16 protein-coding genes are annotated in these 12,832 nt (G+C 44.3%); 13 read left to right on the top strand and 3 right to left on the bottom strand.

The genetic code is table 11. The annotated features are described in order from the left end of the window. The first annotated feature begins 280 nt into the window (after positions 1-280). The 7 genes from GNE05_RS16390 to GNE05_RS16360 all read left to right on the top strand — a co-directional run bounded on the left by GNE05_RS16390 (position 281) and on the right by GNE05_RS16360 (position 5,251). A complete protein-coding gene (locus tag GNE05_RS16390; RefSeq protein WP_029973810.1) occupies positions 281-820 on the top strand; it encodes a GNAT family N-acetyltransferase in 540 nt (179 codons plus the stop codon). Between the two features lie 258 nt (positions 821-1,078). Then, positions 1,079-1,651, top strand: a complete 573-nt coding sequence (locus GNE05_RS16385) for a hypothetical protein (RefSeq protein ID WP_007613520.1) — start codon at positions 1,079-1,081, stop codon at positions 1,649-1,651. Between the two features lie 67 nt (positions 1,652-1,718). Further along, entirely contained in the window at positions 1,719-2,054 is a 336-nt protein-coding gene (locus GNE05_RS16380; RefSeq protein WP_160183214.1) for an uberolysin/carnocyclin family circular bacteriocin, read from the top strand. 82 nt (positions 2,055-2,136) lie between these two features. After that, positions 2,137-3,792 carry a hypothetical protein gene (locus GNE05_RS16375; RefSeq protein ID WP_160182992.1) on the top strand — a complete coding sequence of 552 codons (1,656 nt, stop codon included), beginning with the start codon at positions 2,137-2,139 and terminating at the stop codon, positions 3,790-3,792. Beyond that, a complete protein-coding gene (locus GNE05_RS16370) occupies positions 3,785-4,489 on the top strand; it encodes an ABC transporter ATP-binding protein (RefSeq protein WP_017419446.1) in 705 nt (234 codons plus the stop codon). Before GNE05_RS16375 ends, GNE05_RS16370 begins: the two co-directional genes overlap by 8 nt. After that, the gene (locus tag GNE05_RS16365; RefSeq protein WP_065180447.1) at positions 4,486-5,013 is read left to right on the top strand and encodes a stage II sporulation protein M; all 528 of its coding nucleotides are present in this window, start codon (positions 4,486-4,488) and stop codon (positions 5,011-5,013) included. The genes GNE05_RS16370 and GNE05_RS16365 overlap by 4 nt, the downstream gene beginning before the upstream one ends. A 16-nt stretch (positions 5,014-5,029) precedes the next feature. Next, positions 5,030-5,251 (top strand): DUF5970 family protein, encoded by a 222-nt coding sequence (locus GNE05_RS16360; protein WP_003151978.1) that lies wholly within the window; start codon positions 5,030-5,032, stop codon positions 5,249-5,251. A 61-nt stretch (positions 5,252-5,312) separates the two neighbouring features. Here GNE05_RS16360 and guaC read toward each other — a convergent pair whose 3' ends face one another. Beyond that, positions 5,313-6,293: a GMP reductase gene (gene guaC, locus GNE05_RS16355; protein WP_065180448.1), complete on the bottom strand. Its 981-nt coding sequence runs from the start codon at positions 6,291-6,293 to the stop codon at positions 5,313-5,315. 217 nt (positions 6,294-6,510) lie between these two features. On the opposite strand from guaC, the gene GNE05_RS21060 reads away from it, so the two are divergent. Beyond that, a complete protein-coding gene (locus tag GNE05_RS21060; protein ID WP_003151982.1) occupies positions 6,511-6,654 on the top strand; it encodes a hypothetical protein in 144 nt (47 codons plus the stop codon). Between the two features lie 38 nt (positions 6,655-6,692). Here the strand turns inward: GNE05_RS21060 and yumC are convergent, their stop codons facing one another. Continuing rightward, entirely contained in the window at positions 6,693-7,688 is a 996-nt protein-coding gene (yumC, locus tag GNE05_RS16350) for a ferredoxin--NADP reductase 2 (protein ID WP_154817921.1), read from the bottom strand. Between the two features lie 311 nt (positions 7,689-7,999). On the opposite strand from yumC, the gene GNE05_RS16345 reads away from it, so the two are divergent. The 4 genes from GNE05_RS16345 to GNE05_RS16330 all read left to right on the top strand — a co-directional run bounded on the left by GNE05_RS16345 (position 8,000) and on the right by GNE05_RS16330 (position 10,650). Further along, complete coding sequence (locus GNE05_RS16345; protein ID WP_160182991.1) at positions 8,000-9,220, top strand: NAD(P)/FAD-dependent oxidoreductase; 1,221 nt, start codon at positions 8,000-8,002, stop codon at positions 9,218-9,220. Positions 9,221-9,393: 173 nt separating this feature from the next. After that, positions 9,394-9,519, top strand: coding sequence for a YuiA family protein (locus GNE05_RS16340; RefSeq protein WP_142302797.1), 126 nt, complete (start codon positions 9,394-9,396; stop codon positions 9,517-9,519). A 68-nt stretch (positions 9,520-9,587) separates the two neighbouring features. Beyond that, a complete protein-coding gene (locus tag GNE05_RS16335) occupies positions 9,588-9,908 on the top strand; it encodes a YuiB family protein (RefSeq protein ID WP_003151989.1) in 321 nt (106 codons plus the stop codon). 100 nt (positions 9,909-10,008) lie between these two features. Continuing rightward, complete coding sequence (locus GNE05_RS16330; RefSeq protein ID WP_012118336.1) at positions 10,009-10,650, top strand: 3D domain-containing protein; 642 nt, start codon at positions 10,009-10,011, stop codon at positions 10,648-10,650. Between the two features lie 29 nt (positions 10,651-10,679). Here GNE05_RS16330 and GNE05_RS16325 read toward each other — a convergent pair whose 3' ends face one another. Beyond that, positions 10,680-11,156: a divergent PAP2 family protein gene (locus GNE05_RS16325; protein WP_021495380.1), complete on the bottom strand. Its 477-nt coding sequence runs from the start codon at positions 11,154-11,156 to the stop codon at positions 10,680-10,682. Positions 11,157-11,303: 147 nt separating this feature from the next. Here GNE05_RS16325 and GNE05_RS16320 point away from each other — a divergent pair, with 147 nt between their 5' ends. Continuing rightward, a complete protein-coding gene (locus GNE05_RS16320; protein WP_007408704.1) occupies positions 11,304-12,794 on the top strand; it encodes a leucyl aminopeptidase in 1,491 nt (496 codons plus the stop codon). The last annotated feature ends 38 nt before the right edge of the window (positions 12,795-12,832 follow it).

Raw genomic sequence — 12,832 nt, 5'->3', positions numbered from 1 at the left:
TAAGACAGCAGTGATTCTGTAAAATTTTTTTAGATCATCGGGAAACCCGCCAAAACTATTCTTTCCTTGTCACAATATGATGATACGGCTTAAAGCACGGTTTAAGTCAACAAAAGAACCTTGTGATTCCGTTTCGGTTACTCACATCAGACATAGGTCACGAAAGGAAAGCCGAATGTGAAGTCTTGGAATTTTCTTGATGCGATAAAGCGTACCGTATCACATGGGTGAGAGGCAATTAAAAAACGTTTCTGATCAAAACAAAAGGACGGCGATGCATATGCAGGAAGGAAACAGCGTTGATATCAGGCCGCTCAGCCTGAATGATGCAGAGCAGGAACTGGTTTTGCAGACGGAAAACCGCATGTTCTTTGAACGGTTTGCCATGTCGAGACAAGAGGATTTTTATACGCTGGAAGGCCGGAAAAAACGAATTGAACAATCACTGAAGAATGCGGAAAATGATACTGAATACAGCTTCGGCATTTTTCTTCAAGATCAGACCCTGATTGGCACGATCAGCCTTTTTCAGGTGGTTCGGGGTTCCCTCCAAAGCGCTTTTATCGGTTATTTTTTAGATGGCAAACATAACGGGAAAGGCTATGCGACGAAGGCTGTTAAGCTGGCAGTCGATTATGCATTCAATGAGCTGAAACTGCATCGGATAGAAGCCGGAGTCATGCCGCACAATAAGGTGTCAATCCGGGTGCTCGAAAAAGCTGGCTTTCATAAAGAAGGCATTGCGAGAAAAAATGTAAAAATAAATGGAAAATGGGAAGATCATCAGGTGCTGGCGATCATACATCCGGAGGATACATGACGATATCCTCCTTTTTTATATCCTTCGTCTCTTTCGACAGGTTCTTCCTAAAACTTCAAATCAATTGTCTAAATCATACTATTTGCAAATTCAAAAAAAAATAAAGGGTACATAGAACTGAAAAATCTGAAAGATGTGCTCATTGTCAACACGTCCTAAAGTCATATTTTTCGAAAGGATATTGATTTTTTGATAGGATTAAACTAAATTGTAAAAGTATAGAATAGTTAATTTATTTTGTAAGAAAAGGATGATAATATGATAGGTCAATTGAGCAATAAAAAAATATTTTTAAGTTCTTTTTTCATCATTTTGATCTGTTCATTACTCTTCCAATTCAGTATTTCAGATAAAGTTCTGCAGTCGTATTATTCTTCCGTCGGAGAAAGTACCTACGATATCGGGGAGAAAAGTGTTCGTACGATTGTCATGTTTCTTCAAGGGTTTATGATCTTCACAACTTTTGTGGAAATTCTGATAGGCGGATTTCTGTTATTCGTTGCCGCTTTTATTCTCGGTACAAAAAAACCGAAAAAAATATATTTGCTTCTATATACGCTGACTTCTTTAATCTCGGCATTTAAAATGTTGATTCTTTCAGTTGTTAACTACTTAACGGCTGATTCCTCGCTTATATATTCTGCCGGCGGCACCAGCTTGAGTCTGCAGCTGCTGGACCCATTTCTGCTCATATCAATCGCGGCTCTTTATGCTGCCGCAGGAAAACTGACCGATCTCAGTAAAGGCAAGAGAATCATTTTGACTGGATGTTTTGTTTTACTAAAACTCTTTACTATTTTCTTAAACTATTTTATGGCGGATAAAATTTAGCTCGGGAGAGAGTCAATTAAGCTGAATTTTATTATAAATTAAAAAAACAGAGTAGGGAGATGTTATGATGAACTTAGTAAAATCTAATAAAAAGTCTTTCATTTTGTTTGGCGCGGCTCTTGCTGCAGCAACATTGGTTTATGCACTATTATTAACGGGAATTGAATTAAACGTGGCGGCGGCTCATGCATTCTCAGCCAATGCTGAATTAGCTTCTACTCTCGGCATCTCTACAGCAGCAGCTAAAAAAGCAATTGATATTATTGATGCGGCATCAACAATTGCTTCTATCATTTCTCTTATCGGTATCGTTACAGGCGCAGGCGCGATTTCTTATGCAATCGTTGCAACAGCAAAAACAATGATTAAGAAATACGGCAAAAAATACGCAGCTGCTTGGTAAAATCGCTCAATAAATAATTGCTCTTTTTGTACAAGCTGCAAAAAGAGCCTCTCTCCCAAATACATATGTAAGGATTGAAAGTATGATAGTCAAACAAATTGCGGCTCTTATCAAATATAATACCCTGTCATCGTTTCGAAAAAGAAAGGAAGATTGGGGCATTCCTCAACTCAACAGCAAACTGCTGTCTGCCATTATTATTTCTCTGTTATGTTTATATCTCGTTTTCCTGGGATGCGGTGTTGTATTCGGGACAAAACTGATTCAGCTGCCCCTCAGCGCATGGGGGCAATTTGTTTTAATCGCCGTTTCACTTGAGCAGCTTTTTTGGGCTGCCGGCTTCTTTAAAGAACATCACAATGCCTTTCTGCTGGATACGCGTAAGGTCATTCATCAATTAAAAAAGGTGCGTTTTTTACAGCTGTTTTCTGTTTTTGCCGGCCAGGCGATCAAAAAAACCATTTTCGTATGGTATCTTTTTGTTTTTCCGGTCTTTTTGTTTTTATCAAGCGCAGGCATGACCGGGTCTGCGGCGATCATCGTATTTTTCTTGGGCTTCGTTTATTTTCTTCTCAATTTATTTTTATCTATGCTGTTTTCTTATGTTGTTTATCTTCTTACAAATATGTGGAGCAAATTGTTTTACTTGAAAATCATGAAAGGCATTTTATTCAGCGTCAGCCTGCTGGTTCCGCTTGCAGTCGGATATGCCGTTTATCTTCTCGTGTTTGGGGAGTATACCGCAAAGGATATTTCTAGCTTTACGGAGTCACCGGCTTTCCGGAACATCCTCATGAATACGCCGTATGTATGGTTAGCATTCCGCTCACATTCCGTGCTCGTTTTCGCTGCGGTGTTTGCGGCCGCCGTCCTTTTAACGGCGGGAATGTTTAAACTGTGGTCGGCCACCCTGAAGAAAATGGACCTTATTCCTTATATGTTTTTGACAAACGCAGATTTTGCGCCAAAGCTGAAATTATATAGAAATAACAAAATATTTCATGCCGTTTTTCAAAAGGACCTCCTGTTCTTATCGAGAATTGACGGGTTTTTTATCAGGAATTTCGGCAGTATGCTGTATTTGTTCATGCTGTTTTTAGGTTTTTGTATTCCGCTTTTATCGCATCACTTTATCGGGTATTCGGCAGCCGCCATCGTGTCTGCGGCGGTTATCATTGCGAACTTTTCGTATCAGCTCGTCGGAGATGCGCTCAAAACAGTATTATCAGTTGACGGGGAAATAAAAAATCAGCATTTGTTTCACCGGAATATCAAACATGCGTGGCAGCTGGTATTTCCGAAAGTATGTATTTATAATCTCGCCGCTCTTATCTATTCGTTCATCATCACCATTTTGATTACGGTGTTTTTTCCGTCTTCCGCGGCGCTGACGATTTACTTGTTTATTGTGTTTTTATGTTCGGGTTTTTTATACAGTCTTGTCCAGATTTCAAGCACCGCCCTGTATCCTAAGAAAAACTGGGAGCATCTGTACGAAATTGGAGAAGCGGGGAAAGCAAAGACGTATAACAACTTATACAGTTCTTTCATTTTCATTGTGTCGCTTCAAATCGCTGCGATCACATCGTATTTTATCTATAAAAAGTCGGAACTTGAAACGATGCTTATTCATTCTGCATCAGGTATTTTTGTCCTGTTCACACTATTAAACTATGGAGTCATGTTTCTGTTTCTTCGCAGAATCAATATGGCGGAAAGGTTTGCGAACAATGATTAAATTAGTGAATATACAAAAAAACTATAGTGAAAAACAGGTGTTGAAAGATATTTCGTTTGAGGTGAAAAAAGGCTCAATCTATGCTTTGCTGGGGACTAATGGAGTCGGGAAAACAACGACTTTGAAAATCATTTCGGGCCTGCTTAAACCGACTTCAGGCCGCGTCATGATTGACGGCAAGGAACTGGATTCAGAAGAGGGGGGGCAACTATCGGCTGATATCGGTTTTGTGCCCGACCATGCTTTTTTATATGATTATTTAACGGGAGTCGAATACTTGCGTTTTACAGCGGAGATGTTTCAAGTGCCGTCTCAGCGGACAAATGATTATATAAAGAATATGTTAGAGACGCTGAAGCTTGCTCAAGACGGAAATCAGCTGATTAAAACATATTCACACGGAATGAAACAAAAATTATCAATTGCGGCCGCGCTCATTCATCAGCCAAAGATATTAATTCTTGACGAGCCGCTGACGGGCATTGATTTAATCAGCGGTAAAACGATACGGACGTTATTAAAGGAGTACGTCAAGCAGGGAAATACGGTCCTGTTATCGACTCACCTGCTGGAGCTGGCACATTCGCTGTGCGATACGATCGGTATTATACATGAGGGCGTTTTTGCGGCGGAGTATCAGTCATCCGAGCATTCATTAGAAGAGATTGAAGAATTGGCTGAGAGTATCTATACATGATGAACCGCATGTTGCCGGCAATCAGGACGTCTGTCATTCCGTTAACCGCGTCATTGCTGTTTTTTTCAGGCGGTGTGATCGCTGCGTTTTTTTCCGATCACTTTGTTTCATCAGCGTCTTACAACGGCTCGTCAGGCGCGGTTGAACTGCTGAAAAACAATGCAATCGCTTGTCTGTTTTTAGCCGCGGGTTTTTTTACCTTTGGGTTGACCTCAATCTTTTATTTATTCACCAACGGGTTTATTTTAAGCGGTTCTATTATAGAAAATCTGCATAGCGGGGTTCCTTTTTATCAGATTTTTTTACTGCTAATTCCTCATGGTATATTTGAAGTTCCTGCGTTATTATTAAGTGGCGCCATTGGTTTTAAGGGCGTTGAATTGGTCATCAGGCTGTGTTTTTCTAAGGAAAAAAAGATAATCGCTTCAATGTTCAGGCATATTGGAATATTGGTGCTGCTTATTATTTGTCTGCTGATCGCCGCTGCCATTATTGAAGCTTACATCACACCAATTTTTAAGTAAAAGGGGCAGAAATCATATGAGAAGTAAATTATCATTAATCGGTGTGCCGATTGTTATGATTATCGGTTATATCATTTCTTTATCCTTTGAGTGGCTGTTTCCTGTTCTTACTTTTGGGGTGGCAGGACTATATCTCTTTATATTTGCTCCGGTGCAAAATAAATTCATTCGTTACATCTTTTTGTTTATTTTTGTGATTAATCTGTTAGCCAGTGCGGCTCTTTATTTCGGTATTTAATAAAAAAATGACATTCATATTGAATGTCATTTTTTTTATCTTCGAGCGGCTATGCTGCGTGTTAAAATCTGTCGCCGTTGAAAATAGAGTTTTTTACGATCACGTAGTCGACATTGCGGATGGCTTCGAGTGTATTACCGCCGGCGTAAGAGATGGAAGATTGCAGATCCTGCTCCATTTCAATCAGTGTGTCCTGTAAAGACCCTTTATGTTCGACATGCATTTTTTTGCCTTCGACGTTTTTCTTTTCGCCTTTTTGAAATTCAGAAGCGGAGCCGAAATATTCTTTGTACAGCTTTCCATCGATTTCGATCGTTTGTCCCGGTGATTCCTCGTGGCCGGCGAATAATGATCCGATCATGACCATAGACGCGCCGAATCGGATGGATTTCGCGATATCGCCGTGCGTGCGGATGCCGCCGTCAGCAATGATCGGTTTGCTCGCCGCTTTTGCGCACCAGCGAAGCGCGGCTAATTGCCACCCGCCGGTTCCGAAGCCGGTTTTAATTTTGGTGATGCAGACTTTCCCGGGGCCGATTCCCACTTTTGTCGCGTCAGCGCCCGCGCGTTCCAGCTCCCTTACAGCTTCAGGCGTCCCGACATTCCCTGCGATGACAAAGCTTTCCGGGACATGTTCTTTAATAAATTGAATCATGCTGATCACGGCATTGGAATGGCCGTGCGCGATATCAATGGTAATATAATCCGGCACCAGCTCCTGTTCTTTCAGCTCCCGGATGAATTCATAGTCATTTTCCTTCACGCCGACACTGATGGAAGAAATCAGTCCGCGCGCTTTCATATCCCGGACAAAAGTCAGGCGTTTTTCCGGCTCGAAGCGGTGCATGATATAAAAATACCCGTTTTCCGCGAGCCAGGCCGCGATGTTTTCATCTATAATCGTCTGCATGTTGGCCGGTACGACCGGAAGTTTAAACGTGTGTCCGCCCAACGTAACTGATGTATCACATTCAGATCGGCTTTCAACAATGCATTTTGCAGGAATCAGCTGAATATCTTCGTAATCAAATACATTTTCCATATATAACACCCCTAAAAGCGAATAATAGAATTAAATAAAATTAAAATGTTCGTCTTTTTATAATGTACTTTGTTTTGTCAGGAATGTCAAATGATTTCATGCCGCCTCATCTGCGGTCAGCTTGTCATCCATTTGCAGTTTGGTTATCATAGTAGTATTGGGTGTTGTAAGACATTTGTTACGATAGATAGATTTGCAGAAGAAGGGAGGGGCCGGTGTGGAACAAAAACAGCCCGGGCACAGCCCGAAAGCCCAGAAAATTCAGGACCGGATTATTTTAGGCACGATTTGGGTCGTGTCGGCGCTTGTCATTGCGCTTGTTGTCGGAACCGTCATGAATTATATTTGGATGTTTAAATAAAAAAGAGTCTGTGCCGGTATGACACAGACTCTTTTTTATTATTTTTCAAACATGCTTGTAGAATGCAGAGGCTGGACGCGCGCTTTCGGGTCCATGTAAGCCTTCGCGTTGTTCACGGCTGTCGGAGCTTCGCCGAAACCGCTGGCGATCAGCTTGACCTTGCCTTCATATGTGCAGATATCTCCGGCGGCAAAGAAGCCTTCGATATTCGTTTCCATTGTGCTTTTGACGACGATGGAATTTTTCTCGATTTCAAGGCCCCAGTTTTTAATCGGGCCGAGAGAAGAAACAAAGCCGTAGTTTACGATCAAGTCATCAATTTCAATGATTTCTTTACGGTCGCCTTTCACTTCTTCGAGAACGAGCTGTTCGATCCGGTCTTCACCGACAAGTTCAGCGGGAACAAACGGTGTCAGCACGTTGACTTTAGAATTATGCAGGTTTTCGACACTGTGCTCATGCGCGCGGAATTTATCACGGCGGTGGATGATGCTGACTTCTTTCGCGATCGGCTCAAGCATGAGCGCCCAGTCCACCGCAGAATCGCCGCCGCCCAGAACGGCAACGCGTCTGCCTGCGAATTGATTGAGGTCATCAATGAAGTAATGCAGGTTTTGGCCCTCATATTGTTCCGCTGATTCCAGCTCAAGCTTTCTCGGCTTAAATGCGCCGTTTCCCGCGGTGATAATAACCGTTTTTGAATAATGCGTTTCTGAATTCGTGACAAGCTTAAACACACCGTCCGCCTGTTTTTCAACAGATTCAACGGCCTGCTCTAAGCAGATGGTCTGATCGAACTTTGCCATTTGCTCTTTTAAGTTGTTCACAAGTTCTTGGGCGCGGATTTTCGGGAATCCGGCTACATCATAAATATATTTTTCAGGGTACAGCGCGCTGAGCTGGCCGCCAAGCTGAGGCAGGCTCTCGATGATTTTGACGCTCGCCTGTCTCATTCCCCCGTAAAAAGCGGTAAACAGGCCGACCGGGCCGCCGCCGATGACCGTAATATCATAAACCTTTGAATCCTCTTGCATACCAAATTGCCTCCTAATTGAAAATTGTTATTAATTATAACATACAATTTAAAAGGATGACGAGTGCCGAAAACCGCCCGGCCGCTTCATTCTTGAAAAAAATTGCGGCCGCCGCTAATATGGGGACAAATTCCAATCTGTTTTTTCCTGAATGTTTTCTGATTCTTCCGGATAGTATGGTGATATGCAGACATGTGCGGTTTTCTAAAAAATTTTATATTTCATTTCATAAAATCCCGCCAATAAGCTGAAGCTAATACAAATGTTGATTTGATTATGCGTCTAACAGCAAAAAAAAGAAGGTGGATGTGATGGCATTGAATAAACCCAAAATCGTGGTTTTAGGTGCAGGTTATGGTGGATTAATGACAGTAACAAGGCTTCCGAAGCATATCGGGACAAATGACGCTGACATTACTTTGGTCAATAAACACAATTATCATTATGAAACGACATGGATGCATGAAGCGAGCGCAGGAACGCTGCATCATGACCGCTGCAGATATCAAATAAAAGATGTAATCAATGAATCACGGGTCAAATTTGTGCAGGATACCGTAAAAGCGATAGATGTGCAAAATAAAAAGGTGACGCTTTCACAAGGGGACATCCCTTATGATTATCTTGTCATCGGGCTTGGCGCCGTCCCTGAAACATTCGGGATTAAAGGCTTAAAAGAATTCGCTTTTCCGATCGCGAATATTAATACGTCGCGCCAGCTGAAAGACCATATTGAGCTCCAATTTGCGACATACAATACGGAGGCCGAAAAACGCCCTGACCGCTTAACCATCGTTGTCGGCGGAGCGGGCTTTACGGGAATTGAATTTCTCGGTGAACTTGCGAACCGCAAGCCGGAGTTATGCAGATATTATGATATAGATGAAAGTCTCGTCCGGATCGTCTGTGTCGAGGCCGCCCCGACGGTTTTGCCGGGATTTGATCCGGAGCTTGTCGAATACGCCGTTCAATACCTTGAGAGCAAAGGCGTTGAATTTAAAATCGGCACTGCGGTTCAAGAATGCCGCGCAGACGGTGTCACAGTCGGCAAGAAAGATGAAGAGCCGGAAGAAATCAAATCGCAGACCGTTGTCTGGGCCGCGGGCGTGCGCGGACATCCGATCGTGGAGGAAGCGGGTTTTGAAAATATGCGCGGCCGTGTCAAGGTCAACCCTGATCTTCGGGCGCCGGGTCATGATGATGTTTTTATTCTCGGCGACAGCTCGCTCTTTATCAATGAAGAGACGGAACGGCCGTACCCGCCGACTGCTCAGATCGCGATGCAGCAAGGAGAAACGGTCGCCAAAAATCTGGGCGGTTTGATTAAAGGAGGCCAGCTTGAAGAGTTCAAGCCTGATATTAAAGGAACCGTCGCCTCCCTCGGTGAGCATAACGCCGTCGGAGTCGTATACGGCAGGAAGCTCAAAGGCACGCCGGCGTCCTTTATGAAAAAGGTCATTGACAACCGATCGCTCTTTATGATCGGCGGGCTGGGCCTGACGCTGAAAAAAGGGAAGTTTAAATTCTTCTGAAAACCCGCGGCCGCGGGTTTTCTCTTCTTTTAAAAAAGAGCGCTATCAAAAGAATGTAAAAGAAAAAAATGAATGTTTTCGCTTACATGAGTTATTTTGTTACATATTCTGACTTGGTGCTTGACAAGTAAATATGATATATTATCAGAAAATTGAGAAAAAGGGTGATCCGCATGAAAACGACAGCACAAAGCACGGCGGCGTGTCCGTTCTGCTCAGGTAAAGGGTATTTTCAATTGCTTCTTGGCGGCTCCGAAACATGTCCCTCCTGCCAGGGAAGCGGCAAAGAGAGACGCTGATTTTTCCAGACGTTGACTTTTTTACCGCCCCCGAGGTACACTGAAAGTGCTGTAGGGGGTGGATGTTTGTGATTAGTTTGCCGGTTGTCCTGATCTCAATTGTACTATTTTTTGTACTGTTTTTCGGCATAGGCTTTCTGTTGAACATGCTGCTTAGAATGTCGTGGATTATGGCTGTTGTCTATCCGATTGTATGCCTTTTCATTATCAGCAATAAAAAGATGATCAGTTACGTGCAGGCGCCGGGGGAATCCTTTCAAAGCCTGTTTCAGCGCATCATGTCATTAGCGGTTGCGGATGTCGTGATTTTGGCGGGCGGACTGGCGGGAGCCATCATGTCAGGCATTGCCATAAAGGCGCTCAGAAAAAGAGGATATCAAATGTTTTAAGCCGCTTTCTTATTCGAGAAAGCTTTTTTTGTGCCGCGGCGCTTTTTGTATAGCACCTCACCGAGTTGGGAACAATGACTCGGAGGAGAGTGATTTCAGATTGACGATAATCAGACGCGTATTCATGATCGTGCTCTTTTTGGGCGCATGCCATGCGACATACTTTTCCATAACCGGTGTTGAAGCAAAGGATCTGACAAATTGGATGACGGAACATCGCGGCGCCGTTTTGAAAAACATCGGCACTCCGTTTCAATCCTTACAGAATCAGCCGGAAAAGAAGGCATCAGGCAGGATAAAACCGCTGGAAGAAGCTTTTGACTGGGAACGCTATCCGTCACAAAAGGTGACGGCCACCGGTTATACCGCCGGAGCGGAATCTACCGGAAAATCTCCCGGGCATCCGCAGTACGGAATTACATATTCAGGCGTGAAGGTCAAACGCGATTTATATTCAACTGTTGCGGCCGATCCGTCTGTTTTCCCGATCGGGACGATTCTGTTTATACCGAATTACGGATACGGGGTTGTCGCCGATACCGGCTCAAAAATTAAAGGAAGCCGCCTTGACCTCTACTTTGACACCGTCAAGGACGTCTATAACAATTGGGGCAAAAAAACACTTGATGTCTACATGATTAAAAAAGGGAACGGCACAGTGACCGAGGACGAACTTGTAAAGCTGAACGAAACCAAGTCGATGCAAGTGTTCAGAAATCAATACAAAACGGTAAAAGAATAAAAACGCTTCAGCATCCGCTGAAGCGTTTTTTACATAAAGAAATAATCTAAAATCAATGTCAGCACAATACCGGTGACGCCGCCGAAGAACACTTCAATCGGCTGATGGCCGAGCAGTTCTTTCAGTTTCTTCTGTTTTTCCTTCTCTTCCGCTTTCTGAAAGTCCTTCGCTTCGCTGACAAACCGATTAAAGTCGATGACCAGTTTATTAATGACCGTCGCCTGTTCACCCGCATGCCGCCTGACACCTGTAGCGTCGAACATCGTAATGACGGCGAAAATCGCGGCGACTGCAAACAGGGGCGAGTCCAGTCCCTGTTCCAAAGCGACTCCGGTTGACAGCGCAGTGACGGCGGCGGAATGGGAGCTCGGCATGCCGCCGGTGCTCGTCACAAGAGACCAGTCCAGTTTTTTGGATACGATAAATTGAATAGGCACTTTTACAACTTGGGCAAAAATAATGGCGGCAAAACTCGCCAGTAAAGGAAAATTCATAAGTACATCCATATGCAACATCCTTTCTGTATCTGCTGATTCCGATCGTATCGAAAAACTGCAGAAAACGCCCTTAGTTTGGTAAAATAAAATCAATGAAAAATGTTTTTTCATTATACCACTTTACATAACAAATACCCACATAAGGAGTGTGTACTCATGTTTTATGCATCTGATCAACTGCGGCATCCCGAAACACTGGTCATCGGTCTTTTTCAAAAAAGCACGCTGAACGGATTTACGAAGGAATTGGATGATAAATTGGACGGTCATCTGACCCAGCTGTTAAAGGATGGTGATGTGTCCGCCAAACGCAATCGTGTATCAAAAGTATACCCTCCGGCTGCGACCGGTATGAAACGTATTTATTTTATCGGCCTGGGAAGAGAAGCGGATTATTCGTTTGAAGATACGAAAGAATGCTTTGCACGAGTATTTCAGCAGGTTCATCAAGATAAAAAACAGGAAGTATCTGTTTTGCTCGATACATTCGTCTCCGGGGAAGTGCCTGCCGCCGATGCCGCTCATGCGCTTTCAGAAAGCTGTCTGCTTGCGGTTTACGAAGTGCAGGATTATAAACATAAATCGAATGAGCCGGATCAGGAACTGAAATCAGTCTGCGCCGTGACCGAAGAAGACCTGAGGGAAGTGCAGGCCGGCCTGAACGTCGGAGCGGCATACGGCCAAGGGACGAATTCAGCCCGCACGCTTGTGAATATGCCGGGTAATATGCTGACGGCCACTGATTTGGCGTCATATGCCGCTGAGCTGGCGGCAAAATACGATTTCGAGTGTGAAATTTTAGAAAAAGATGAAATGGAAGAGCTCGGCATGGGCGGGCTGCTTGCCGTTAACAAGGGCTCATCCGAACCGCCGAAAATGATCGTTCTGAAGTACCAGGGCAAAGATCAGTGGGAAGACGTCATCGGCCTGGTCGGTAAAGGAATTACCTTTGATACGGGCGGATATTCAATTAAGCCGAAAACCGGCATTGTCGGCATGAAAAGCGATATGGGAGGGGCCGCCTCGGTATTAGGGGCAATGGAGATTATCGGCGAACTGCGGCCTGAACAAAACGTGCTCGCTGTCATACCGTCTACGGACAACATGATTTCGTCCGATGCGATGAAGCCGGATGATGTCATCGTTTCGCTCAGCGGAAAAACCATTGAGATCCTGAACACCGATGCGGAAGGGCGTCTCGTGCTTGCCGACGGCATCACATACGCCAAGCAGCACGGAGCCTCTGTCCTCGTAGACGTCGCAACGTTAACGGGCGGTGTCATTGTCGCCTTAGGGAACGAAATGACAGGCGCTATGACCAATCACGCCGCGTTTTATGAACAGGTGGCGGAATCGGCGAAAGAATCCGGCGAGCCGATCTGGCAGCTTCCGATTACAGAAAAGGATAAAAAACGGGTGAGAAACAGTCAGATGGCTGATTTGAACAATTCTCCGGGAAGAGAAGGCCACGCGATTATGGCGGGGGCATTCATTGGTGAATTCGCGGAAAACACGCCGTGGGTTCATCTCGATATTGCGGGAACCGCAACGGCGAATAAAGCGACATGCTTCGGCCCTGCCGGCGCAACAGGCGTCATGGCAAGGACGTTGGCTGTTTTGACTGAGCGGTTTACGCCCGAAAGATAACAGCAGCCCGCTGCCTTGATGCAGCGGGTTTTTTGATT

This window comes from Bacillus sp. AM1(2019) (assembly GCF_009906915.1).
Lineage (GTDB): Bacteria > Bacillota > Bacilli > Bacillales > Bacillaceae > Bacillus > Bacillus velezensis.
The sequence above is the reverse complement of the archived record's forward strand: the minus strand, read 5'-3'. Positions and strand labels throughout refer to the sequence as shown.

What these genes read in the sequence shown, in the direction of transcription:
- GNE05_RS16390 (WP_029973810.1), top strand. Translation starts at nt 281, where the DNA reads ATGCAGGAAGGAAACAGCGTTGATATCAGGCCGCTCAGCCTGAATGAT.
- GNE05_RS16385 (WP_007613520.1), top strand. Translation starts at nt 1,079, where the DNA reads ATGATAGGTCAATTGAGCAATAAAAAAATATTTTTAAGTTCTTTTTTC.
- GNE05_RS16380 (WP_160183214.1), top strand. Translation starts at nt 1,719, where the DNA reads ATGAACTTAGTAAAATCTAATAAAAAGTCTTTCATTTTGTTTGGCGCG.
- GNE05_RS16375 (WP_160182992.1), top strand. Translation starts at nt 2,137, where the DNA reads ATGATAGTCAAACAAATTGCGGCTCTTATCAAATATAATACCCTGTCA.
- GNE05_RS16370 (WP_017419446.1), top strand. Translation starts at nt 3,785, where the DNA reads ATGATTAAATTAGTGAATATACAAAAAAACTATAGTGAAAAACAGGTG.
- GNE05_RS16365 (WP_065180447.1), top strand. Translation starts at nt 4,486, where the DNA reads ATGATGAACCGCATGTTGCCGGCAATCAGGACGTCTGTCATTCCGTTA.
- GNE05_RS16360 (WP_003151978.1), top strand. Translation starts at nt 5,030, where the DNA reads ATGAGAAGTAAATTATCATTAATCGGTGTGCCGATTGTTATGATTATC.
- guaC (WP_065180448.1), bottom strand. Translation starts at nt 6,293, where the DNA reads ATGGAAAATGTATTTGATTACGAAGATATTCAGCTGATTCCTGCAAAA.
- yumC (WP_154817921.1), bottom strand. Translation starts at nt 7,688, where the DNA reads ATGCAAGAGGATTCAAAGGTTTATGATATTACGGTCATCGGCGGCGGC.
- GNE05_RS16345 (WP_160182991.1), top strand. Translation starts at nt 8,000, where the DNA reads ATGGCATTGAATAAACCCAAAATCGTGGTTTTAGGTGCAGGTTATGGT.
- GNE05_RS16340 (WP_142302797.1), top strand. Translation starts at nt 9,394, where the DNA reads ATGAAAACGACAGCACAAAGCACGGCGGCGTGTCCGTTCTGCTCAGGT.
- GNE05_RS16325 (WP_021495380.1), bottom strand. Translation starts at nt 11,156, where the DNA reads ATGGATGTACTTATGAATTTTCCTTTACTGGCGAGTTTTGCCGCCATT.
- GNE05_RS16320 (WP_007408704.1), top strand. Translation starts at nt 11,304, where the DNA reads ATGTTTTATGCATCTGATCAACTGCGGCATCCCGAAACACTGGTCATC.